Here is a 21635-nt window from a genome sequence, read left to right as displayed (position 1 = left end):
CCCCGCGCCGGGACCGGCACCCTCCGCCTCTCGCCCGGTCACGTCCGCCGGACGCGGCGCCACCCACGCGGGCAGCAGCCCGACGAGGACGGAGAGCGCCGGCCACAGCGGCAGCCGCGGCGCGGTCAGCGGCACCGCCGACGGATGCAGCGCCTCGGGGGCGTAGCCGCCCGCCGCGATCAGCAGCGCCGCCACCGCCACCCCCGAACCCGCCACCAGCCAGGCCCGCGCACCCCACCGCTCGGGCCGGTACCGGGTCCGCACCGAGCGGCGGCCGCCCAGCCACAGCCCGGCCAGCGCCGCCATCAGCCCGGCGATCAGCAGTGGCAGTCCCAGGCCCGCGCCCGCCTGCGCCAGCAGGCCGTACGTCCCGGCGCACACGCCCAGCAGCCCGCCGAGCGTCAGCGCCGCCGTGGTCCGCCGCACCGCGCGCGGCACCTCGGCCCGGCGCCCGTACCCCCGCGCGTCCATCGCCCCGGCCAGCGCCACCGAACGTTCCAACGCGCCCTCCAGCACCGGCAGCCCCACCTGGAGCAGCGCCTTGACACCGCGGTCCGGGCGGCCGCGCAGCCGCCGGGCCGCCCGCAGCCGCTGCACATCGGCGACCAGATGCGGCGCGAACGTCATCGCCACCACCACCGCCACACCCGCCTCGTACAGCGCCCCCGGCAGCGACTTCAGCAGCCGCGCCGGGCTCGCCAGGGCGTTCGCGGCGCCCACGCAGATCAGCAACGTGGCCAGCTTCAGCCCGTCGTAGAGGGCGAAGACCATGCCCTCGGCGGTGACCCGGCCGCCGACCCGGACGCCCTGCGCCCAGTCGGGCAGCGGCAGCTCCGGCAGCGTCACCAGGGTGTGCGTCCCGGGGATCGGCGACCCCAGCAGAAACGCGAACACCATCCGGATGCCCAGCACCAGCAGCCCCAGCTTCACGAACGCGCCGTACGACCGGGCCCACGGCGCATCCGTCCGACGCGCCGCCACGACATACCCCGCCACCGCGACCAGCAGCGCCAGCAGCAGCGGATTGGTCGTCCGCGACGCCGCCGCGGCCAGCCCCAGCGCCCACAGCCACCAGGCCCCCGCGTGCAGCGCCGTGCTCCGGGTGGCCTGCGGCGCCCTCATCCGCGACGGCGACGGGACTGCCACACCGCCGCCGCACCCAGCACCACGACCGCCGCGCCGCCACCGATCAGCCCGGCCGACGGCCCGCCGTCGCCGTCCGCCCCGGCCGACGGCTTCCCCGACGCCTCCGGCTCCGACGTCCCCGCACCGCTCACCTGCTCCGCGCACCCGGCCTTCGGATACCCGGCGACCCCGCACAGCAGCCCCTGCGCGTCGTACCGCAGCGGCTTCGCCACCGCGGCCAGCGCCTCACCGGCCGACGCGTCCTCGGGCACCCGCGCACACGCGGTCCGCTCCTTCGGCGGCCGCTCACCGCCGGGTGCGTCCGCCGCCGTCCCGAAGTCGACGACGACGCCGACCCGCTTCGTCCCGGACTTCTGCGGCGTCCCGGAACACAGCTTCCCGAAATCGGCCGCGGCCGACGGCCGGGCCACCGCCGACGACTCCGCGCTGACCGTGAACCGGAAACCGGCCACCGCGCCGTCCGCGGGCCGCAGCGTCGCCGGACCCTGCGTCGCGTACGACCACGTGCCGTCGGCGCCGTCCCAGAACGACCAGTACCGGTACGCCTGTCCCTGGGCGTGCGCCGGGCCCGCGCCCAGCGCCACCGCCGCCCCGGCCAGCGCCAGCGCACCGGCCCACCGCGACCGCCGCATCACTGCCCGCGCTTCCGGCGGCCGCTCATCAGGAACCCGATGCCCGCACCCGCGGCGAGCCCCACCGGCACCAGCCACCACGCACTGATCGACCCGGTGCCCTTCTCCTTCGGCACCGCCTTCTCCCCGGCCTCGGACGGCTTCGGGCCGGTCGCGTTCAACGCCGCCACCAGGTCCGTACCGCCGAAGTTCCGCGGGTCGGTGCCCGTGGCGTGCGCCGCGAGGACCAGCTGCGCATAGGCCGCGGGACCGGCCGGCTTCGCCCACGCCGGGCCGTTCTTCTCCAGCCACGCCAGCGGCTTGTGCGCCGCCGCGCCGTGCCCGCCGGCGGCCAGCGCCACCACCGCGTCCGCGGTGTTCCCGACATCCGGCTGCGGCTTCGCGCCCGGCATCGCCGACATCAGGTGCTGCCCGTGCGCGTCCATCTCCTTCACCAGGTACGCACCCGCCCCCGACGCGGCCTGCCGCAGCGCGTCCGCATCCGCCCCGGACGGCTCCTTCTTCCCGTCACCGCACTCCGGCGCGGCCACCGGCGCGTCCGCGTCCTTGCCGGCCGCCGGGACGACGAAGCCCTTGCCGAGCGCACCGGTCGCCGCGGCGGCCGAGGCGTCCGCGTTGGCCGCCGCGCCCTTGAGCTGGAAGGTGAACGCACCCCGCTCGGCGGGCTTCGCCGCGCACCCGAGCCGGAACGTCAGCAGCCCCTCGTACGGCGTGTGGCCCTTCGGCGACTCCACCTTCGCCGGATCCCGGCCCGCCGCGGCGAGCGCGCCGATGACCACCGCGGTGGAGTTGGCGTCGCTCGGCGAGCCCGGCATCGACGGCCAGCCGCCGTCGTCGTTCTGCACCGACGTCAGCCAGTGCACCGCCTTCTCCACGGCCGCACCGTGCCCGCCGAGCGCCGCCAGCGCCTGCACCGCCGCGCCCGTCTGGTTGGTGTCCCGCATCGTCGAGCCGCCGCACGCCTTCGACGGGTCGGCGCGGTACGCGGTGAACGCGCCGTCGGCGCACTGCTGGCCGGTCAGCCAGTCCACGGCCGCCGCGGCGGGCTCGACCCGCACGGTGTGCTGGGCGAGCAGCGCCAGCGACTGCCGCCATACGCCGTCGTACTGCGGATCACCGGAGCCGTACAGGCCCGCGGGCAGCTTCTGGGGGGACGGCGGAGCGGCGAACGCGGTGGGCGCGGTCGCCGCGACCGGTACGAGCGCCGCGGCGCACACCACGGCGGCGCGGCGCAGCAGGGCGGCGCGGGAAAGGGCCAGGGGGGCCATCGTCGGTGCCTCTCAGTCGGTTCGCTCGGGGCGTCGCGGGGTGGGTGGCCATGCTCGGCCGTCCACCTGCGCGGGCGGCCGGGGCCGTACGCGAGGGCACCGGGCTCAGCTCCGTATACCTCGACGGTGCCGCCACCGGTCCGGCCGCCGTGTGCGGCCCGCCGGCGGCGGGAGCCTGTCGCGCCCCATCGGGTGTTCCGGCTCGGACGGAGCGCGCGCACGGCGCACATCCGCCCTGACGGTTGCGGGTCAGCGCCGGATTTTCACCGGCTTCCCCCGATCGGGCACGCATGGAGTTGTCGGCACATTTTAGCGGTCACCCGACCGGACCCACCGGCGACGGGGGCCCGGCCACCGCCGTACGACGGCCCCACGGACCCGGCACCACGGGCGCGACGGCCTCCCGGGGCACGGCCGCCACCGAGGCACCAGGCCGCCCCGTCTCCGTCGGCCGCCCTCCGTGTCGTACGCCTCACACCGCCCGGTACGTCACCGGATCCGACCCCGGGACCGCCGCCGCCCGGCCCAGCACCCTCAGCCGCCGCAGATGCGCCTCGGCCTCCGCCACCGCGATGTTCCGCGAGGCGTACGGGATCCGCTCCCACGGGCGGTTCCACTCCATCGCCACCGTCAGCTGCCACAGCGTCAACGGCTCCGCCAGCAGCCGCACCAGCCCGCCCAGCCGCGCCTCGTGGTGCGCCAGCAGCTCCCGCGCCCGGCCCGCCGCATCGGGGAACGGATACTGATGAGCGGGCAGCACCTCCGCCGGGGCGAGCCGCGCCACCCGCTCCAGCGACGCGAGATAGTCGCCCAGCGGATCGGTCGGCGCTTCGCCCGGCCCCTCGTACACCCCGATGTGCGGGCTGATCCCCGGCAGCAGATGATCACCGGAGAACAGCCGCCCGAACCCGGCGCCCGGACCGTCCCCGCCCGCCCCCGGCGCCCGCCCCGGATGCGCCTCCTCCAGATGCAGACAGACATGCCCGGGCGTGTGCCCCGGCGTCCAGACGGCGCGCAACCGGCGGCCGGGCAGCTCCAGCAGCTCACCCGGGGCGATGTGCCGGTCCGGCAGCGCCGCCCGCCGGCCGGGCAGCTCCCCGCCGCGTGCCGTCCGCAACGGCGCGAGGTGCTCCTCCGGCGCCCCGGCTGCGGCCAGCTTCGCCGCCAGCTGCGCCCGCCACGCGGCGGGCCGCGCCTCCCGGGTGCGCCGGACGACGTCGGCGTCCGCCTCGTGCATCGCGATCCAGGCACCGGACGCCTCCCGCACCGCGGCGGACAGCCCGTGGTGGTCGGGGTGGTGGTGGGTGAGGAGCACCCCGTGGATGTCGGCGACGGCGAAGCCGCAGGCGGTGATCCCGGCGGCCAGCGCGGACCAGGAGGCGGGGTCGTCCCAGCCGGTGTCGATGAGCACCGGCCCGCGGTCGGTCTCCAGGAGGTGGACGAGGGTGTGGCCGAGCGGATTGCCGGGCAGCGGCACGGAGATGCTCCACACCCCGCCCCGGTGGTCGGTCACCTGCGTCATCCCGGTCCCCTCTCGGTGTGCCTGCCCGTCGGGTCCACGTCCGTACGCACGCACCGGCCCGCCGTGGAGCGATACGTCACGTCACTATAACTAGAACGCGTTTCAATGAACCCGCGGTCGCGGAGGCGGTGTCGGCGCGGGCCCGCCGCCGGTTCCCGGAGGGCCTGTGGACTCCTGCCCTGGTAGGTGGTATCAGTTCAACGAGCCATAACTGACGCGCCGTCAGAATCGCTTCGTCAGGACTGCGATGCCGCCCCGCCCACCCCGGCGGACGGCCCGCGACGGCGCCGGAAACGCGTGATGCGCAGGCAGTTGACGGAAGCCACCGCCCCGCTCCCGGACACCGGACGGGGCGGCCGACCGCGGGAGGCGGCAGCCATGAGCGACCTCGTCGAACACGGCAAGCTCTACATAGGCGGTGCGCTCGTCGACTCCGCCGGACCCGACACCCTCGACGTGATCTCCCCGCACACCGAACAACTCATCGGCCGCGTCCCGCACGCCACCCGCACCGACGTCGACCGCGCCGTCACCGCCGCCCGCACCTCCTTCGACTCCGGCGTCTGGGCCGAGGCCCCGCTCGACGAACGGATCGCGGTCATCACCCGCATCAAGGACGCCTTCGCCGTCCGCAGCGAGGAGATCGCCAAGGTCATCAGCGCCGAGAACGGCACCCCCTACACCTCCGGCGTGATGGTCCAGGCACTCGCCGCGATGCTGGTCTGGGACGCCGCGCTGACCGTCGCCCGCGACTTCCCCTTCGAGGAACGCCGTGCCGGCCTCCTCGGTCCGCTGCTCGTCCGCCGCGAACCCGCCGGAGTCGTCGCCGCGGTCGTCCCCTGGAACGTCCCGCAGTTCACCGCCGCCGCCAAACTCGCCCCCGCCCTCCTCGCGGGCTGCTCCGTCGTCCTCAAGGTCTCGCCGGAGACCCCGCTCGACGCGTACCTCCTCGCCGACATCGCGACGGAGGCGGGCCTGCCGCCGGGCGTCCTGTCGATCCTCCCCGCCGACCGCGAGGTCAGCGAATATCTCGTCGGCCACCCCGGCGTCGACAAGGTGTCGTTCACCGGCTCCGTCGCCGCCGGCAAACGCGTCATGGAGGTCGCCGCCCGCAACCTCAGCCGCGTCACCCTGGAGTTGGGCGGCAAATCCGCCGCGGTGATCCTGCCCGACGCCGACCTCGACGCCGCGGTCGCCGGGATCACCCCGTTCGCCTGGATGATCAACGGCCAGGCGTGCGTCGCCCAGACCCGCATCCTCGCCCCGCGCTCGCACTACGACGAGATCGCCGAACGGTTCGCCGCCGCCGCCGGTGCGCTGACCGTCGGCGACCCCCTCGACCCCGCCACCGAACTCGGCCCCCTCGTCGCCCGCCGCCAGCAGCAACGCTCCCTCGACTACATCGCCCTCGGCCGGCAGGAGGGCGCCAAGCTCCTCGCCGGCGGCTCCGTCCCGGCCTCCCAACCCACCGGCTGGTACGTCGAACCCACCCTCTTCGGCGACGTCACCCCCGCCATGCGCATCGCCCGCGAGGAGATCTTCGGCCCGGTGATCTGCCTGCTCCCGTACGAGGACGAGGCGGAGGCGGTCCGCATCGCCAACGACTCGGAGTACGGCCTGTCCGGCTCCGTGTGGACCGCCGACACCGACCGCGGTATCGACCTCGCCCGCCGCGTCCGCACCGGCACCTACTCCGTGAACACCTTCAGCATCGACATGCTCGGCCCGTTCGGCGGCTACAAGAACTCCGGCATCGGCCGCGAATTCGGCCCCGAGGGCTTCGGTGAATACCTGGAGCACAAGATGATCCACCTCCCGGCGGGTGCGTGATGGGCGACCGCTGGCAGGTGGACGTCGACCGCCGTATCTGCATCGGCTCCGGCATGTGCGCCGCCACCGCCCCGGACCGCTTCCGCCTCGACGCCGCCCGCCAGTCCCACCCGGTGGGCGCGGAGACGGAGGCGGCGGAACCCGTCCTGGCGGCGGCCGAGGGCTGCCCGGTGGAGGCGATCGTCCTCACCCTCGCCGGCAGCGGGGAGGCGGTGTTCCCGCCGGAGGAGGGGTGAGGGCGGGGAGGGTGCCCTGTGGCACCGGGGAGGCGGGGTCCGGGGGAGGCGGGGGCGGGGAAGTGTTAACTCCGCTGGTGTGGCGGGTAGTTGGCCCGCGAGGGGGCTTTCGTACCCCTACGGGATCCCCCGTAAGGGATCCCCGGCCCGCGCCGCGCTCCGCCTGCCTGGCCCGTAGGGCTCATCCCGTAAGGGTGAAAACGGCCCCTCGCGGGCCAACTACCCGCCCACCACCCAGGGTTAACCTCGCCGCGCTCACCGCTCTGGCGCGCTCACCACCCCGCAGCGCCCACCACCCCTACCCCCTACCGCCCCTCCCGCCCCGCCCCTCCACTCCCCGTAACCGCGATCAGCCGGCAGGCCATCTCGATGTCGATCTTCACCTGGGCGATCGAGGCGCGGCCCGAGAGCCAGGTGATCAGGGCGGAGTGCCAGGTGTGTTCGATGACGCGGACGGCGGAGAGTTGTTCGGGGGTGGGCGGGGTGTCGAGGCCCATGGCGTCGAGGATGATCGTGGTGGTGAGGCGGGAGACGGTGTCGACCTCGGGGCTGACGGAGCGGTCGGCGAAGGTGAGGGCGCGCACCATGGCGTCGGCCAGGTGGGGTTCGCGTTGCAGGGCGCGGAAGGCGCGCATGAGGGTCTGGGCGACGCGGGCGCCGGGGTCCTCGTCGGACGGCGGGCGTTTGCGGAGTGTGGTGTGCAGGTGTTGGAGCTGGTCCTGCATGGTGGCGACCAGCAGGTGCACCTTGGACGGGAAGTAGCGGTAGAGGGTGCCGAGGGCGACGCCGGAGGATTCGGCGACCTCGCGCATCTGGACGGCGTCGAAGCCGCCGCGGCCGGCCAGCCGGGCGCTGGTGTGCAGGATGCGTCGGCGCCGCGCCTCCTGACGTTCGGTCAGGGGTGGACTCGCGGGAAGTGCCGGCCTGGCCGCCTTGGATTCCGTAGTCATATATCCCATTCCGTGGCATTCCGTCCGCGATGCGGGCTGTGCCGGTGGTGCGATCGGCACAGCATGTCAGGGGCCCGGCCGTGGCGCGAATCACCCGATGCGGCTCCTCGGGCTCCGTGACCGGCCGGTAGATTCAACAGCTGGTGAACTGATCAGTAGCTCTTCAGTTCTGAAACTTGTTCTAGATTACCGTCAGCGGTTACGCTCCGGCGGACGTCCAGTGAGGAAGGGGGCCGCGCGTGACCGCAGAGGCCGTCCAGGCAGCGACGCCCCGCCCCGGTGGCGCTCCCTCCACCACCGCCCGGCCGCACGGCGACGACCCCCTCCGCATCGCGATGCTGACGTACAAGGGGAACCCGTTCTGCGGCGGACAGGGCGTCTACGTACGCCACCTCTCCCGCGAACTGGCCCGCCTCGGACACACCGTCGAGGTCATCGGCGCCCAGCCCTACCCGGTGCTCGACGAGGGCGTCCCGCTCACCGAGCTGCCCAGCCTCGACCTCTACCGCCAGCCCGACCCGTTCCGTACGCCCAAGCGCGGCGAGTACCGCGACTGGGTCGACGCGCTGGAGGTCGCCACCATGTGGACCGGCGGCTTCCCCGAGCCGCTCACCTTCTCGCTGCGGGCCCGGCGCCACCTCGCCGCCCGCCGCGGCGAGTTCGACGTCGTCCACGACAACCAGACCCTCGGCTACGGCCTGCTCGGCGGCCCCGGCGCGCTCGGTGCCCCGCTGGTCACCACCGTCCACCACCCCATCACCGTCGACCGGCGCCTCGACCTCGCCGCCGCCGACGGAACGGTTCGCCGCCTCTCGGTCCGCCGCTGGTACGGCTTCACCCGGATGCAGAAGCGCGTCGCCCGCCGCCTGCCGTCCGTCCTCACCGTCTCCGGCTCCTCGCGCCAGGAGATCATCGACGACCTCGGCGTCCGCGGCGACCGCATCCATGTCGTGCCCATCGGCGCCGACACCGACCTCTTCGCCCCGGACCCGTCCGTCCCCGAGGTGCCCGGCCGCATCGTCACCACCTCCAGCGCCGACGTCCCCCTCAAGGGCCTGATCCACCTCGTCGAGGCGCTCGGCAAGGTCCGTACGGAACACCCCGACGCGCACCTCGTCGTCGTCGGCAAGCGCGCCGACGACGGACCGGTCGCCGCCGCCGTCGAACGCCTCGGCCTCGCGGGCGCCATCGAGTTCGTCAAGGGGATCACCGACGCCGAACTGGTCGACCTGGTGCGCAGCGCCCAGATCGCCTGCGTCCCCTCCCTCTACGAAGGGTTCTCGCTGCCCGCCGCCGAGGCGATGGCCACCGGCACCCCGCTGCTCGCCACCACCGGCGGCGCCATCCCCGAGGTCGCCGGGCCGGACGGCGAGACCTGCCTCGCCGTGCCGCCGGGCGACGCCGGAGCCCTCGCCGGCGGACTGCTGCGCCTCCTCGGCGACGCCGCCCTCCGCCGCCGCCTGGGCGCCGCCGGGCGCGAGCGCGTCCTCGCCCGCTTCACCTGGCGGCAGGCGGCCCTCGGCACCGCCGAGCGCTACCGCGAGGCCATCGCCCGGCAGTCCGGCGCCGCCCCCGCCCGCCGCGCCGCCGGGCGCGTCTAGCCCGTACCCGCCCCAGAGTTCCCACCGCCCCGCCCCGCCGGACGAAAGCAGAACGCCGTGCTGACCGTCGACTTCTCCCGCTTCCCGCTCGCCCCGGGTGACCGCGTGCTCGACCTGGGCTGCGGCGCCGGTCGCCACGCCTTCGAGTGCTACCGCCGCGGCGCGCAGGTCGTCGCCCTGGACCGGAACGCCGACGAGATCCGCGAGGTCGCCAAGTGGTTCGCCGCCATGGAGGAGGCGGGTGAGGCGCCCGCCGGCGCCACCGCCACCGCCATGGAGGGCGACGCGCTGGCCCTGCCGTTCCCCGACGACTCCTTCGACGTCGTGATCATCTCCGAGGTCATGGAGCACATCCCCGACGACAAGGGCGTCCTCGCCGAGATGGTGCGGGTGCTGCGCCCCGGCGGCCGCATCGCCGTCACCGTCCCGCGCTACGGCCCCGAGAAGATCTGCTGGGCGCTGAGCGACGCGTACCACGAGGTCGAGGGCGGCCACATCCGCATCTACCGCGGCGACGAACTCCTCACCAAGATGCGCGCCGCCGGACTCAAGCCGTACGGCACCCACCACGCCCACGGACTCCACAGCCCCTACTGGTGGCTGAAATGCGCCTTCGGGGTCGACAACGACCAGGCGCTGCCGGTGAAGGCGTACCACAAGCTGCTGGTCTGGGACATCATGAAGAAGCCGCTGGCCACCCGGGTCGCCGAGCAGGCGCTCAACCCCCTCATCGGCAAGAGCTTCGTCGCCTACGCCACCAAGCCGCACCTGCCCGAGGCGGCCGCCAAGTGACCAGTCCCGGCCGCACCGAACGCCTCGTCCTCCCCGGGGTGCTCACCGCCGAACAGGCCGCCCGTACGGTCGCCGGCATCCTCGCCACCCAGCGCACCGACGGCGCCATCCCCTGGTTCTGCGGTCACCACCTCGACCCGTGGGACCACACCGAGGCGGCCATGGCCCTCGATGCCGCCGGTGAGCACGAGCGCGCCGCGGCGGCGTACGACTGGCTGCGCCGCACCCAGAACCTGGACGGCTCCTGGTACGCCGCCTACGCCGACGGCGACGCGGACGCGCCCACCGACCGCGGGCGGGAGACCAACTTCTGCGCCTACCTCGCGGTCGGCGTCTGGCACCACTTCCTGTCCACCGGCGACGAGACGTTCCTCGACCGCATGTGGCCCGTCGTCTACGCCGCGATCGAGTTCGTCCTCGCGCTCCAGCAGCCCGGCGGCGAGATCGGCTGGAAGCGGGAGGACGACGGCACGCCCGTCACCGACGCGCTGCTGACCGGCTCGTCCTCCGTCCACCACGCACTGCGGTGCGCGCTGGCCATGGCCGAGCAGCGGGAGGAGCCGCAGCCCGACTGGGAGCTGGCGCTCGGCCGACTCGGCCACGCGCTGCGCGAGCACCCCGAACGGTTCCTCGACAAGTCCCGCTACTCCATGGACTGGTACTACCCGATCCTCGGCGGCGCGGTCCGCGGCGGAGCCGCCCGGGACCGGATCGACGCGCAGTGGGACGCGTTCGTCGTCCCCGGGCTCGGCGTCCGCTGCGTGCTGCCCAACCCGTGGGTCACCGGCGGCGAGAGCGCCGAACTGGCCCTCGCGCTCTGGGCGATGGGCGAGTCCGACCGCGCCGTGCAGATCCTCAGCTGGATCCAGCACCTGCGCGCCGACGACGGCATGTACTGGACCGGGTACGTCTTCGACGACGAGGTGATCTGGCCACGGGAGCGGACCTCCTGGACGGCCGGTTCGCTGCTGCTCGCGGTGGCGGCGCTCGGCGGCGACGAGGCCACCACGTCGGTCTTCGGCGGCGAGCACCTTCCCACCGGCCTCGCCCCGGACTGCTGCCGCTGACCGCACCCCGGGGCGAAAACGGCTCGCCCGCATGTTCGGGAAAATCCGGCGCGTCCCGGGAGCCGCCGTATTACGGTGCGCCCATGACACTCCAAGGATCACTCAGCCACGAGCGGTACTGCGCCGAACTCCTCGCGGAGGCCGAGGCGTTCCGTGACACGGTGCGCGGCGCCGATCTCACCGCCACCGTGCCGACGTGCCCGGACTGGAAGCTCGCCGACCTGATCCGGCACGTCGGCGGCGCGCACCGCTGGGCCGGGGCGACGGTCGCCCGCCGCGCCACCGAATTCATCCCGTTCAGCGACATCCCGGACGTCCAGGGCCCCGAGGGCGACGACCCGGACGCCCTCGACCGCTGGCTCGCCGAGGGCGCCGAGGCCACCGTGCGGACGCTGCGCGAGGCCGGTCCGGAGGCCGCGGTGTGGACGTGGACGCCGGAGCGGCGGGCCGGGTTCTGGTCGCGGCGGATGGCCCACGAGACGGTCGTGCACCGCGCCGACGCCGCGCTGACCGCCGGGGTGCCCTTCGAGGTCGCCCCGGAGATGGCGGCGGACTGCCTGGAGGAGTGGTTCCAGCTCGGCGCGCTGCCCGAGGTCGCCGAGCGGCTGGCCGCCCGCGAGGGCATCAAGTCGCCGTTCGCGCCCGGCCGCTCGGTCCATCTGCACGCCACCGACGCCCCGCCGGAGCTGACCGCCGAATGGCTCCTCGACCTCTCCGGTGACCGCGTCGTCCACCGCCGCGCCCACGAGAAGGCCACCGTGGCGGTCCGCGGCCCCCTCACCGACCTGCTCCTGCTCGCCTTCCAGCGGCTGCCCGCCGACAGCGACCGCGTCGAGATCATCGGCGAGCGCGAGGTGCTCGACGACTGGCTGGTGTACGCGACGTTCGGCTGAGCGCCGGGTCAGGAGCCGCGCCGGGCCGCCGGGCCGCCGGGCCGCCGTGCCGTTACGCCGTCAGCTCCGCCAGCACCCGCAGCGTGTGCGGATCGGGCGCGGTCACCAGCAGGTCGGTGACCGGGCCGGTCCGCCACAGCTCCAGCCGTTCCGCGATCCGCTCCCGCGGGCCCACCAGCGAGATCTCGTCGGCGAAAGCCTCCGGCACGGCCCGTACCGCCTCGTCCCGGTGGCCCGCCAGGAAGAGTTCCTGGATGCGGTGGGCCTCCTCGGCGAAGCCCATCCGGGCCATCAGCCGGGCGTGGAAGTTCTTCGCGGCGTGCCCCATGCCGCCGATGTAGAAGCCCAGCATCGCCTTGACCGGCCACAGCCCCTCCGCGACGTCGTCGCAGACCACGGCCCGCACCAGCGGCGCGATCCGGAAGCCCGCCGGCGCCTCGCGCAGCGACTCCTCGTGCACGTCGGTGCGCAGCGGCGACCAGTACAGCGGCAGCCAGCCGTCCGCGATCCGGGTGGTCTGCGCGATGTTCTTGGGACCCTCGGCGCCGAGCAGCACCGGCAGGTCGGCGCGGAGCGGGTGGGTGATCGGCCGGAGCGGTTTGCCGAGCCCGGTGGCGTCGTCGCCGCGGTAGGGGAGCGGGTGGTACGGCCCGTCCGAGGTCACCGGGGCGCCGCGCCGCAGCACCTGGCGGACGATGTCGACGTACTCGCGGGTCGCGGTCAGCGGGCTCGCCGGGAACGGCCGCCCGTACCAGCCCTCGACGACCTGAGGCCCGGACAGCCCCAGGCCCAGCAGCAGCCGTCCGCCGGAGAGATGGTCGAGGGTGAGGGCGTGCATCGCGGTGGCCGTCGGGGTACGCGCGGCCATCTGTGCGATGCCGGTGCCCAGCGCGATCCGGGAGGTGTGTGCGGCGATCCAGGTGAGTGCGGTGAACGCGTCCGACCCCCAGGACTCCGCGGTCCACACCGAGGCGTAGCCGAGCCGTTCGGCCTCGCGGGCCAGCTCCAGATGGCGGGGGTCGGGGCCGCGGCCCCAGTAGCCGAGCGCCAGCCCCAGTCGCATGCCCGCCCCTCCCGCCGCCAGAAACCGCAGAGCCCGTACCAGAACTGACGCTACGTCAGGAGCGGTCGGGTGGGCGCACTGTACGGTGCGGTGCCTGCCGGTGCAATGGTCCTCGTGCGGCGCCGCGGCCCGCGTCGGTGAAGCACCCCGGACCGCCCCGGGCAACACGAAGGCCCCCTGCCGGAAAGGCGAGGGGGCCGTCGGTGGCGGGTGCGTCAGCCGCGCTGGATGCCGGTGGTGTCCTGGAGGACGCCGCGACGGCCGTCCTGGGTCTGCGCGATCAGGGCCTGGCCGCGCTGCTCCACCGCGAGGTACCAGGTGCCGGGCGCCAGCTCCGCGATCGGCGACGGCGAACCGTCCTCGCCGTACAGCGGACGCGCCACCGGCACCGCGAACCAGAACGCCGCGAACTCCGCGGGGGCCGCCGCCCCCTGCGCGCCGCCGACCGTGCCGCCGGCCGCCGCGGGCTGCTGGCCGCCGTAGCTCTGCTGCGCCGGGTCGGGCTGCTGCTGACCGCCGCCGGGGTAGCCGTACCCCTGGCCCTGCGGCTGCTGCTGCGCGCCCGGGTAGCCGTAACCCGGCTGCGGGCCGGTGCCGTACGGCGTCGCGGCCTGCGGCTTCGGGGCGCCGAGCAGCGGCGCGCCCAGGGCCGGGACCAGCGGCGTGGCGACGGCCCCCGCGGCCAGCACCAGCGCGGCGATTAGGCCGAGGATCATGCCGGCCGAGGCGCCGCTGCCGCTGACGATCCACCAGAACTCGGTCCAGGCGACGAACACGGACAGCACGACGCCGATCTGACCCAGCTCCAGGCCGAGGACCTTCGGAGGCTGCGGCAGCGCCCGCGCCAGGACGATCAGGGCCGCGGCGATGACGCCCGCGAGGTACACGCTCATCAGCAGCTGCAGCGCGTCCCAGGCGTTGGGGCCCGAGGACGGCGCCGGGCAGTACTTGCCGACACAGTCGGAAGTGCCGGTCGAATAGAGGGGGAGGAACGAGGCGATGAACAGCAACACCGCTGCTCCGGTCACCACGCCGTCACCTCGACTGAGGGAGCGGATGTTCACGTAAAGGTCCTTTGTCGGTTCGGGTTCGGATCGTCGCTGTCGCTCGTGTACGCGGCGGGAGGCGCGGCGGTGGCCCCCCATCGTAGAGGCGAACCTATCGCCCGGGCGGGCGGGCCGTCCTGCCGGTCGGTACACCGCAAGGGAACACCGGGAACCTGTGGGGGCGCATTCCGTGCCCGGTGTTCCGGGAGGTCCGTCTCAATGCTCCAAGAAGTCCGTAATGCCCTCGGCGATCCCGCGCGCGGCCTTTTGCCGCCACTGCGGATCGGTCAATTGCGCGGCGTCCTTCGGATCGCGCATATTGCCGCACTCGATGAAGACCTTCGGCACCTTCGAAAGGTTGAGACCGCCGAGATCGGAACGGACGTCGAGGCCCGTTCCCTGGCCGAGGTAATTGGAGGGGGCGCTGCCCGTCGCCGCCTTGAAGCGCCCGGCCAGCTGCTCGCCGAGCGCCCGCGACGGCGCCACGATCGCGGAGGTGTCGGCCTTCCCCGCGGTGACCCGCGCCGGGAGGATCACATGGAACCCGCGGTTGCCGACGGCCGAACCGTCCGCGTGCACCGACACCGCGGCATCGGCGTGCACGGTGTTGCCCAGCGCCGCCCGCTCGTCGACGCACGGCCCGTACGGCCGGTCACCGTCCTGCGTGAACACCACCTTCGCGCCCTCCGCGCGGAGCAACGCCCGTGCCCGCCGCGCCACATCCAGCGTGTACGACGCCTCCGCGTAGCCGTCGTCGGTCGACGTACCGGTGGTGTCGCACTCCTTACGGGCGTTGCCGACGTCCACCCGGCGGGCGATCTCCGCGGTGTGGTCGCGGTTGCGGAGGTTGTGCCCCGGGTCGAGAAGGACGACCTTGCCGCTCAGCCCGGCGTGCCCCGCAGGGGCGTGACCCGCGCCGTGCCCCGTGGGGGAGTCCGACGGGCCGGGCGAGGCGGACGCGCCGCCCGGCGCCGCCGTCGGCGGCTTGTCGCTGCCCACCTGCCGGAGGAACCAGCCCGCCGCCCCGGCGGCGAACACCGCGACCAGCAGAACGGCGACGAGGACACCGCGCCTGCGACGACGGGGCTCGGGGAACGTGGAGGAGGGGCCGGAGAACACGTCCGTGATGGTAGCCCGCTCAGATTCCGGGGCCGGTGCGCCGCAGTACGTGGAGGGAACGGCAGACCGAGATCTCGGTGAACGCGCCGGATTCCAGCGCCCGCCGGTAGATCCGGTACGGCGCCTGCCCGCCGTCCGCCGGGTCCGCGAACACGTCGTGGATCACCAGCAGCCCGCCCTCCGCGAGGTGCGGCGCCCAGCCCTCGTAGTCCGCGGTGGCGTGCTCGTCGGTGTGCCCGCCGTCGACGAAGACCAGCCCGACCGGCGCCCCCCACACCGCCGCGACCTGCGGCGACCGCCCGACCAGCGCGATCACGTGGTCCTCCAGACCGGCCGCGTGCAGGGTGCGGCGGAAGGTCGGCAGGGTGTCCATCCGGCCCACCTCCGGGTCGACCACCGACGGATCGTGGTACTCCCACCCCGGCTGCTGCTCCTCGCTGCCCCGGTGGTGGTCGACGGTGAGCGCCGTCACGCCCGCCGCGCGCGCCGCGTCGGCGAGCAGGATCGTGGACCGCCCGCAGTACGTGCCGACCTCCAGCAGCGGCAGCCCGAGCGCCGCCGCCTCCACCGCGGCGGCGTACAGCGCCCGCCCCTCGTCCACGGGCATGAACCCCTTGGCCGCCTCGAAGGCGGCGAGCGTCTGCGGCGCGATCTGAACGTCGGCGGGCACGGCGGCCATGGCGTCCTCCTGGTCGTACGGTCCGAGGGGATTCCGCCAGGGGCGGGCCCGGTGGGTCATGGTGCCGTATGGGGGAGGGGACGGTTCGGCTGGGGGCGGTGAGCGCAAGGAAATCCGGAAAGAGGGGCCGCGGATCCGTATTCCGGAGAGCGCATTCCGTGCTCTCCCGTGGCGGGTGCGGCGGCCATTCCGGATTACCGGCAATTCACCGGCCGGTATGCGGGAATCGGAGCCGGGAAAGGGGGAGCGGAATGCGGGACGGAATCGGCAGCGGCGGCCGTTCACACGTCCTGGGCCAACTCTTCGTACGCGGGCGGCGGATCGGAAAGCTCGGGGCGGCGGCGCCGGTAGCCCTCGCCGTGGAGCGTCAGCATCGCCCAGTGCCATGCCTCGTCGTGGAAGATGAGCCCGCGCAGCGGCGCGCCGGCCGGTTCGTACGGATAGCGTGCGAGCGCCGCGGTCCACGCCTCGTCCGGTGCCCGGTCGCCGTACCGGCACAGCGTCCAGGCGTAGAGCCGCCGCTCGCCCGCCAGGTAGGCGCGGTACTCGGCCTCGCTCCATGTCACGCGGCGAGCCTACGGGGCCGCGCCCGAGGCCGTCCGCCGCGGACCGCCATCCACCCCGTATCTGACCTTCCGTCAGATTGAAACGTGTTCTACTCTGCCCGCCATGGGCATCGGAATCACGCAGGACCAACGTGACCTGGCCGAGGCGGTGCGGGGCTGGGCCGCACGGGCCGTACCGCCCGAGGCGGTGCGCGCGACGGTCGACGCCGGCGGGGCCGGGGCGGCGGCCCGGGAGCGGCCCGCGTACTGGGGAGAGCTGGCCGCCCAGGGGCTGCTCGGGCTGCACCTTCCGGAGCGGGTGGGCGGGGGCGGCGGATCGGTCCTCGAACTCGCCGTCGTGCTGGAGGAGTTGGGGGTCGCGCTGTTCCCCGGGCCGTATCTGCCCACTGTGCTCGCCGCCGCACTGCTGCACCGCGGTGGCGCCGACGGCCTCGCGGCGGCGCTCGCCACCGGCGACCGGATCGCCGCCGTCGCCCTGGGCCCGGGCACCCTCACCGCCACCGCCACCCCCGACGGCTACCTCCTCGACGGCACCGCGCCCCCGGTCGTCGGCGGCGGCCCCGCGGACCTGATCCTGCTGGCCGCCACGGAAACCGCGGGCGGCGGGGAAGCTCCGGCCGCACCCCTCTGGTTCGCGGTCGACGCCGCCGCCCTCACCCTCCGCGTCCAGAGCGCCGCCGACCCCACCCGCCCCACCGCCGAGGTGCGGGCCGACGCCGTGACCGTGCCCGCCGCCCGGCGGATCGGCATCGACTCCGCACTCGTCCGGGACCTCGCCGGAGTGCTGTACGCCGCCGAGAGCTGCGGCACCGCCGCCCGCGCCCTGCGTACCGCCGCCGAACACGCCGCCGTCCGCGTCCAGTTCGGGCGGCCCATCGGGCAGTTCCAGGCGGTCAAGCACCTCTGTGCCACCATGCTGATCCGCTGCGAGACGGCCCGGGCGCTGGTCTGGGACGCGGCGCGGGCGCTCGACGCGCCGCCCGCCGAACGCGGACTCGCCGCCGCCCTCGCCGCCGCCACCGCCCTCGACGCCGCCTCCGACTGCGCCAAGGACTGCATCCAGATCCTCGGCGGCACCGGCTTCACCTGGGAACACGACGCCCATCTGCATCTGCGCCGGGCCACCGCCACCCGCCAGCTCCTCGGCCCCGGCGACACCCACCGGCAGCGCGCCGTCCGCCTCGCCGCCGACGGCGCCCGCCGCACCCTGCACCTCGAACTCCCGCCCGCCGCCGAGGAGTTCCGGCAGCAGGCCCGTACCGCCCTCGACGCCGCCCGCGGCCTCGATCCCGCCGCCGCCCGCCGTGCGCTCGCCCCCTCCGGGTACGCCGCCCCGCATCTGCCGCCCCCGTACGGGCTCGGCGCCGGGCCCGTCCAGCAGCTCGCCATCCAGCAGGAGACGGCCGCCGCCGGAATCGAGATCTCCGGACTCTCCATCGCCACCTGGGTCGTCCCCGCCCTCCTCACCCACGGCACCGAGGAACAGCGCGCCCGCTATCTGCCGCCGACGCTCCGCGGCGACCTCGCCTGGTGCCAGCTCTTCTCCGAACCCGAGGCCGGATCGGACCTGGCGTCGCTGCGCACCCGCGCCGAGCGGACCGCCGACGGCTGGCGGATCACCGGCCAGAAGGTGTGGACCTCCGCCGCCGGCGAGGCCGACCACGGCATCCTCCTCGCCCGCACCGACCCCGACGCCCCCAAACACCGCGGCCTGACCTTCTTCGTCGTCGACATGCGCGCCCCCGGCATCACCGTCCGCCCGCTGCGCGAGATCACCGGCGACGCGCTCTTCAACGAGGTGTTCCTCGACGGCGTGGAACTGCCCGCCGACGCGGTGGTCGGCGCCGTCGACGACGGCTGGAAGGTCGCCCGCACCACCCTGGGCAACGAACGCGTCCACATGGCCGACCAGATGACGTTCGGCACCGGCCTGGGCACCCTCCTCGACCACGCCGCCCGCCGCGACGGCGCCGTCCGCGCCCGCGCCGGGGCGCTCGCCGCCGAGGCGCACGCCCTCGGCTGCCTCGCCCTGCGCACCACCCTCCAGCAGGTCGCCGGCGAGGAGCCGGGCGCCGGGGCCAGCGTCCGCAAACTCGTCCAGACCGCCCACCAGCAGAAAAGCGCCGAACTGGCCCTGGAGCTCCTCGGCCCGGACGGCGCCCTCGACGAGGGGCCCGGCGCCCGCGCCCTGCACGGCTTCCTGATGTCGCGCTGTCTCACCATCGCCGGCGGCACCACCCAGGTCCAGCTCAACGTCGTCGCCGAACGCCTCCTCGGCCTGCCCCGCGATCCCGAGCCCCGCCCTCTCATCTGACCAGCATCCGGGACGCGCCCCCGGGCGCGTCCGGCCGTCGACGCCCCAGGAGACCCCATGACCGGCAAGGCGTACATCGTCGGCGTCGGAATGACGCCCTTCACCAAACCCGAGAGCGGCGACCGGAAATACTGGGACCTGGCGGCGGAGGCGGGCGGCAACGCCCTCGCCGACGCCGGGATCGGCTACGACGCCGTCGAACAGGTCCCCGTCGGCTACTGCCACCAGCAGTCCACCGCAGGTCAGCGTGCCGTCTACGGCCTGGGCACGACCGGCGTCCCCGTCTACAACGTCAACAACAACTGCGCGACCGGCGCCACCGCCCTGATGCTGGCCCGCCAGTTCGTCGAGGCGGGCGTCAACGACTGCGTCCTCGCCCTCGGCTTCGAGCAGATGCGGCGCGGTGCGCTCGGCGCGGGCGCCGGCAGCGGCGACTTCGCGGCCTCACCCGTCGCCCGCCACTACGGCGTGATGGCCGCCGCCCACGGCTTCGCGAAGACCCCGCCCACCGCCCAGCTCTTCGGCAACGCCGCCCGCGAACACATGGAGCGCCACGGCACCACCGCCGAACAGCTCGCCGCCGTCGGCGCCAAGAACCACCGCCACTCCGCGCACAACCCGTACGCGCAGTTCCGGGACGTCTACACGGTCGAGGAGGTCCTCGCCGCGCCCGTGGTGCACGCCCCGCTGACCCGGCTCCAGTGCTCCCCGACCTCGGACGGCGCGGCCGCCGCGGTCGTCGTCTCGGAACGGTTCGTCGAGTCCCGCGGCCTCGCCGACCGCGCCGTCGAGATCGCCGCCCAGGCCATGACCACCGACACCGAGGAGAGCTTCGCCTCCGGCACCTGCACCGACGTCGTCGGCACCCCGCTGACCTGCGCCGCCGCCCGCCAGGTCTACGAGGCGAGCGGCCTCGGCATCGAGGACGTCGACGTCATCGAGCTGCACGACTGCTTCTCCGTCAACGAACTCCTCACCTACGAGGCGCTGGGCATGTGCGCCGAGGGCGCGTCCGGGGCGCTCGTCGCCGACGGCGCGACGACCTACGGCGGCCGCTGGGTGGTCAACCCGTCCGGCGGGCTGATCTCCAAAGGGCATCCGCTGGGCGCCACCGGCCTCGCCCAGGCCGCCGAGCTGGTGTGGCAGCTGCGCGGGACCGCCGGTGAACGGCAGGTGCCCGGGGCCCGGACCGGCCTCGCCCACAACATCGGCCTCGGCGGCGCCGCGGTGGTGACCCTGCTCCGCAAGTGACCCCGGATGGAGGGGAGTTGGGCGGTGTGCGGACCCCGAACCGGCCCTCTCTGGGGCGGCATCGGTCGTAGGTCCTAGGACCATGCCCGCGACCTGCGACGGGGCCGGGACCGGCCCGATATCCGATACCTGTTCGGTCCGGCGGGTGCGACCATGGGCCCATGCCGTCTGCTGCCACGTCCACCGCCCTGCCCGCACCCCCACGCACCGGAAGCACCGCGCCCGGCTGGCTCGTCACGCTGCTGGTCTGCGCCGGTCAGTTCCTCGTCATCCTGGACGTCTCGGTCGTCAACGTCGCGCTCCCCGCCATGCGGTCGGGCCTGGGCCTGAGCGAGCTGGGCCTGCAGTGGATCGTCAACGCCTACGTCATCACCTTCGCCGGCTTCATGCTCCTGGGCGGACGCGCCGCCGACCTCTTCGGCCGTAAGCGGATATTCGTCCTCGGCCTGGCGCTCTTCACCGTCGCCAGCCTCGCCGGGGGAGCGGCGCAGCAGCCCTGGCAGCTGATCGTGGCCCGCTCCCTCCAGGGCATCGGCGCGGCCGTGCTCTCCCCGGCCACCCTCACCATCCTCACCACCTCCTTCCCGACCGGCCCCGCCCGCACCCGGGCCATCGCCACCTGGACAGCGGTCGGCGCCGGCGGCGGTGCGGTCGGCGGCCTGGTCGGCGGGGTGCTCACGCAGTACCTCTCCTGGCGCTGGGTGCTGCTGATCAACGTCCCCGTCGGTGCGCTGGTGCTGGTCGGCGCCGTGCTCTGGCTCACCGAGAGCCGTCAGGCCACCGCCCGGCGCCTCGACATACCCGGCGCGCTGCTGGCCACCGCCGGTCTCGGCCTCGTCGCCTACGGCATCGTGCAGACCGAGACGGCCGGCTGGGGCTCCGCCGCCGCGCTGCTGCCGCTCTTCGCCGGGCTGGCGGTCATCGCCGCCTTCCTCGCCGTCGAGGCGCGCGCCAAGGCACCGCTGATGCCGCTCGGCATGTTCCGGATGCGGGCGGTCTCCTCGGCCAACGCCGCGATGCTGCTCTCCGGCGCCGCGATGTTCTCCATGTGGTACTTCCTCTCCCTCTACATGCAGAACGTCCTCGGCTACTCCCCGCTGCGGGCCGGACTCTCCTTCATCCCGCACTCGCTGAGCATCGTCATCGGCTCGAAGCTCGCCCCGCAGCTGATGCACCGGATCGGCGCCAAGACCCTCGCGATCTGCGGTGCGGGGCTCTCCGCCTGCGGCATGGTCTGGCAGGGCACCATGGGCGTCCACGGCACCTACCTCGGCACGCTGCTCGGCCCCGGCATCCTGATGGCGTTCGGCGCCGGACTGGCCGCCACCCCGGTCGCCGCCGTCGCCACCTCCGGCGCCGCCCCCGGCGAGCAGGGCCTGGTCTCCGGGCTGATCAACACCTCCCGGCAGATGGGCGGTGCGCTGGGCCTCTCCGTCCTCTCCACCGTCGCCGCCGCCCACGCCCTGACCGGCGACGGCCGCGCGGCCCTGGCGAGCGGCTACGGCCTGGCCTTCCACGTCGGCGCGCTGGTGCTGGTCGCCGCGATCATCCTGATGCTCATCGCCCTGCCGCGCCGCCGGGAGGATGCGACCCGCGGCTGACCGCACCGCGGACGGCGGCCGATGCGACACCAGGCCCGACCGCGAGCCCCGACCGCGAG

At 74.5% G+C, this 21635-nt stretch carries 18 protein-coding genes, 1 pseudogene and 1 riboswitch; of the genes and pseudogenes, 9 read left to right on the top strand and 10 right to left on the bottom strand.

The features are described 5' to 3' along the window. Positions 1 to 38: 38 nt before the first annotated feature. The 4 genes and pseudogenes from ACZ4U4_RS19720 to ACZ4U4_RS19705 all read right to left on the bottom strand — a co-directional run. Positions 39 to 1122, bottom strand: a pseudogene (locus ACZ4U4_RS19720) (CbiQ family ECF transporter T component); the annotation flags it as partial. Beyond that, on the bottom strand, positions 1119 to 1778 hold the full coding sequence (locus tag ACZ4U4_RS19715) for an SCO2322 family protein (RefSeq protein WP_467875749.1): 660 nt from the start codon (positions 1776 to 1778) through the stop codon (positions 1119 to 1121). The pseudogene ACZ4U4_RS19720 and the gene ACZ4U4_RS19715, both read right to left, overlap by 4 nt. Further along, on the bottom strand, positions 1778 to 3046 hold the full coding sequence (locus tag ACZ4U4_RS19710) for a prenyltransferase/squalene oxidase repeat-containing protein (RefSeq protein ID WP_467875746.1): 1269 nt from the start codon (positions 3044 to 3046) through the stop codon (positions 1778 to 1780). The genes ACZ4U4_RS19715 and ACZ4U4_RS19710 overlap by 1 nt, the downstream gene beginning before the upstream one ends. Positions 3047 to 3236: 190 nt before the next feature. Continuing rightward, positions 3237 to 3323: riboswitch (cobalamin riboswitch) on the bottom strand. Between the two features lie 195 nt (positions 3324 to 3518). Further along, positions 3519 to 4568: an MBL fold metallo-hydrolase gene (locus ACZ4U4_RS19705; protein WP_467875744.1), complete on the bottom strand. Its 1050-nt coding sequence runs from the start codon at positions 4566 to 4568 to the stop codon at positions 3519 to 3521. Between the two features lie 378 nt (positions 4569 to 4946). Here ACZ4U4_RS19705 and ACZ4U4_RS19700 point away from each other — a divergent pair, with 378 nt between their 5' ends. Then, positions 4947 to 6398 carry an aldehyde dehydrogenase gene (locus tag ACZ4U4_RS19700; protein WP_467875742.1) on the top strand — a complete coding sequence of 484 codons (1452 nt, stop codon included), beginning with the start codon at positions 4947 to 4949 and terminating at the stop codon, positions 6396 to 6398. Then, positions 6398 to 6634, top strand: a complete 237-nt coding sequence (locus tag ACZ4U4_RS19695; protein ID WP_467875739.1) for a ferredoxin — start codon at positions 6398 to 6400, stop codon at positions 6632 to 6634. Before ACZ4U4_RS19700 ends, ACZ4U4_RS19695 begins: the two co-directional genes overlap by 1 nt. A gap of 305 nt (positions 6635 to 6939) precedes the next feature. On the opposite strand, the gene ACZ4U4_RS19690 is transcribed toward ACZ4U4_RS19695, so the two are convergent. Continuing rightward, positions 6940 to 7584, bottom strand: coding sequence for a TetR family transcriptional regulator (locus ACZ4U4_RS19690; protein WP_467875736.1), 645 nt, complete (start codon positions 7582 to 7584; stop codon positions 6940 to 6942). 239 nt (positions 7585 to 7823) lie between these two features. On the opposite strand from ACZ4U4_RS19690, the gene ACZ4U4_RS19685 reads away from it, so the two are divergent. The 4 genes from ACZ4U4_RS19685 (at position 7824) to ACZ4U4_RS19670 (ending at position 11937) form a co-directional block, all read left to right on the top strand. Next, entirely contained in the window at positions 7824 to 9185 is a 1362-nt protein-coding gene (locus ACZ4U4_RS19685; protein WP_467875734.1) for a glycosyltransferase family 4 protein, read from the top strand. Positions 9186 to 9242: 57 nt separating this feature from the next. Beyond that, positions 9243 to 9977, top strand: a complete 735-nt coding sequence (locus ACZ4U4_RS19680) for a class I SAM-dependent methyltransferase (RefSeq protein ID WP_467875731.1) — start codon at positions 9243 to 9245, stop codon at positions 9975 to 9977. After that, positions 9974 to 11044 (top strand): prenyltransferase, encoded by a 1071-nt coding sequence (locus ACZ4U4_RS19675; protein ID WP_467875729.1) that lies wholly within the window; start codon positions 9974 to 9976, stop codon positions 11042 to 11044. Before ACZ4U4_RS19680 ends, ACZ4U4_RS19675 begins: the two co-directional genes overlap by 4 nt. An 83-nt stretch (positions 11045 to 11127) precedes the next feature. Beyond that, positions 11128 to 11937 carry a maleylpyruvate isomerase family mycothiol-dependent enzyme gene (locus tag ACZ4U4_RS19670; protein ID WP_467875726.1) on the top strand — a complete coding sequence of 270 codons (810 nt, stop codon included), beginning with the start codon at positions 11128 to 11130 and terminating at the stop codon, positions 11935 to 11937. Between the two features lie 52 nt (positions 11938 to 11989). Here ACZ4U4_RS19670 and ACZ4U4_RS19665 read toward each other — a convergent pair whose 3' ends face one another. The 5 genes from ACZ4U4_RS19665 to ACZ4U4_RS19645 form a co-directional block, all read right to left on the bottom strand. Beyond that, positions 11990 to 13000: an LLM class F420-dependent oxidoreductase gene (locus ACZ4U4_RS19665; RefSeq protein WP_467875724.1), complete on the bottom strand. Its 1011-nt coding sequence runs from the start codon at positions 12998 to 13000 to the stop codon at positions 11990 to 11992. 215 nt (positions 13001 to 13215) lie between these two features. Next, positions 13216 to 14064 carry a hypothetical protein gene (locus ACZ4U4_RS19660; protein WP_467875722.1) on the bottom strand — a complete coding sequence of 283 codons (849 nt, stop codon included), beginning with the start codon at positions 14062 to 14064 and terminating at the stop codon, positions 13216 to 13218. 198 nt (positions 14065 to 14262) lie between these two features. Continuing rightward, positions 14263 to 15165 (bottom strand): N-acetylmuramoyl-L-alanine amidase, encoded by a 903-nt coding sequence (locus ACZ4U4_RS19655; RefSeq protein WP_467875719.1) that lies wholly within the window; start codon positions 15163 to 15165, stop codon positions 14263 to 14265. Positions 15166 to 15184: 19 nt separating this feature from the next. Beyond that, positions 15185 to 15844 carry a class I SAM-dependent methyltransferase gene (locus ACZ4U4_RS19650; RefSeq protein ID WP_467875716.1) on the bottom strand — a complete coding sequence of 220 codons (660 nt, stop codon included), beginning with the start codon at positions 15842 to 15844 and terminating at the stop codon, positions 15185 to 15187. A gap of 281 nt (positions 15845 to 16125) precedes the next feature. Beyond that, positions 16126 to 16410 carry a hypothetical protein gene (locus ACZ4U4_RS19645; protein WP_467875714.1) on the bottom strand — a complete coding sequence of 95 codons (285 nt, stop codon included), beginning with the start codon at positions 16408 to 16410 and terminating at the stop codon, positions 16126 to 16128. Between the two features lie 103 nt (positions 16411 to 16513). Between ACZ4U4_RS19645 and ACZ4U4_RS19640 the strand changes: the two genes are divergently transcribed. From ACZ4U4_RS19640 to ACZ4U4_RS19630, 3 genes are all read left to right on the top strand, one after another. Beyond that, positions 16514 to 18724, top strand: a complete 2211-nt coding sequence (locus ACZ4U4_RS19640) for an acyl-CoA dehydrogenase (protein ID WP_467875712.1) — start codon at positions 16514 to 16516, stop codon at positions 18722 to 18724. Positions 18725 to 18781: 57 nt separating this feature from the next. After that, positions 18782 to 19975, top strand: coding sequence for a lipid-transfer protein (locus tag ACZ4U4_RS19635; RefSeq protein WP_467875710.1), 1194 nt, complete (start codon positions 18782 to 18784; stop codon positions 19973 to 19975). Positions 19976 to 20136: 161 nt separating this feature from the next. After that, positions 20137 to 21576 (top strand): MFS transporter, encoded by a 1440-nt coding sequence (locus ACZ4U4_RS19630; protein ID WP_467875707.1) that lies wholly within the window; start codon positions 20137 to 20139, stop codon positions 21574 to 21576. Positions 21577 to 21635: the final 59 nt, after the last annotated feature.

The organism is Streptomyces sp. NPDC029159 (assembly GCF_055564055.1).
This window is presented reverse-complemented; position numbering and strand designations above follow the sequence as displayed.

What these genes read in the sequence shown, in the direction of transcription:
- ACZ4U4_RS19715 (WP_467875749.1), bottom strand. Translation starts at nt 1,778, where the DNA reads ATGCGGCGGTCGCGGTGGGCCGGTGCGCTGGCGCTGGCCGGGGCGGCG.
- ACZ4U4_RS19710 (WP_467875746.1), bottom strand. Translation starts at nt 3,046, where the DNA reads ATGGCCCCCCTGGCCCTTTCCCGCGCCGCCCTGCTGCGCCGCGCCGCC.
- ACZ4U4_RS19705 (WP_467875744.1), bottom strand. Translation starts at nt 4,568, where the DNA reads ATGACGCAGGTGACCGACCACCGGGGCGGGGTGTGGAGCATCTCCGTG.
- ACZ4U4_RS19700 (WP_467875742.1), top strand. Translation starts at nt 4,947, where the DNA reads ATGAGCGACCTCGTCGAACACGGCAAGCTCTACATAGGCGGTGCGCTC.
- ACZ4U4_RS19695 (WP_467875739.1), top strand. Translation starts at nt 6,398, where the DNA reads ATGGGCGACCGCTGGCAGGTGGACGTCGACCGCCGTATCTGCATCGGC.
- ACZ4U4_RS19690 (WP_467875736.1), bottom strand. Translation starts at nt 7,584, where the DNA reads ATGACTACGGAATCCAAGGCGGCCAGGCCGGCACTTCCCGCGAGTCCA.
- ACZ4U4_RS19670 (WP_467875726.1), top strand. Translation starts at nt 11,128, where the DNA reads ATGACACTCCAAGGATCACTCAGCCACGAGCGGTACTGCGCCGAACTC.
- ACZ4U4_RS19665 (WP_467875724.1), bottom strand. Translation starts at nt 13,000, where the DNA reads ATGCGACTGGGGCTGGCGCTCGGCTACTGGGGCCGCGGCCCCGACCCC.
- ACZ4U4_RS19650 (WP_467875716.1), bottom strand. Translation starts at nt 15,844, where the DNA reads ATGGCCGCCGTGCCCGCCGACGTTCAGATCGCGCCGCAGACGCTCGCC.
- ACZ4U4_RS19640 (WP_467875712.1), top strand. Translation starts at nt 16,514, where the DNA reads ATGGGCATCGGAATCACGCAGGACCAACGTGACCTGGCCGAGGCGGTG.
- ACZ4U4_RS19635 (WP_467875710.1), top strand. Translation starts at nt 18,782, where the DNA reads ATGACCGGCAAGGCGTACATCGTCGGCGTCGGAATGACGCCCTTCACC.
- ACZ4U4_RS19630 (WP_467875707.1), top strand. Translation starts at nt 20,137, where the DNA reads ATGCCGTCTGCTGCCACGTCCACCGCCCTGCCCGCACCCCCACGCACC.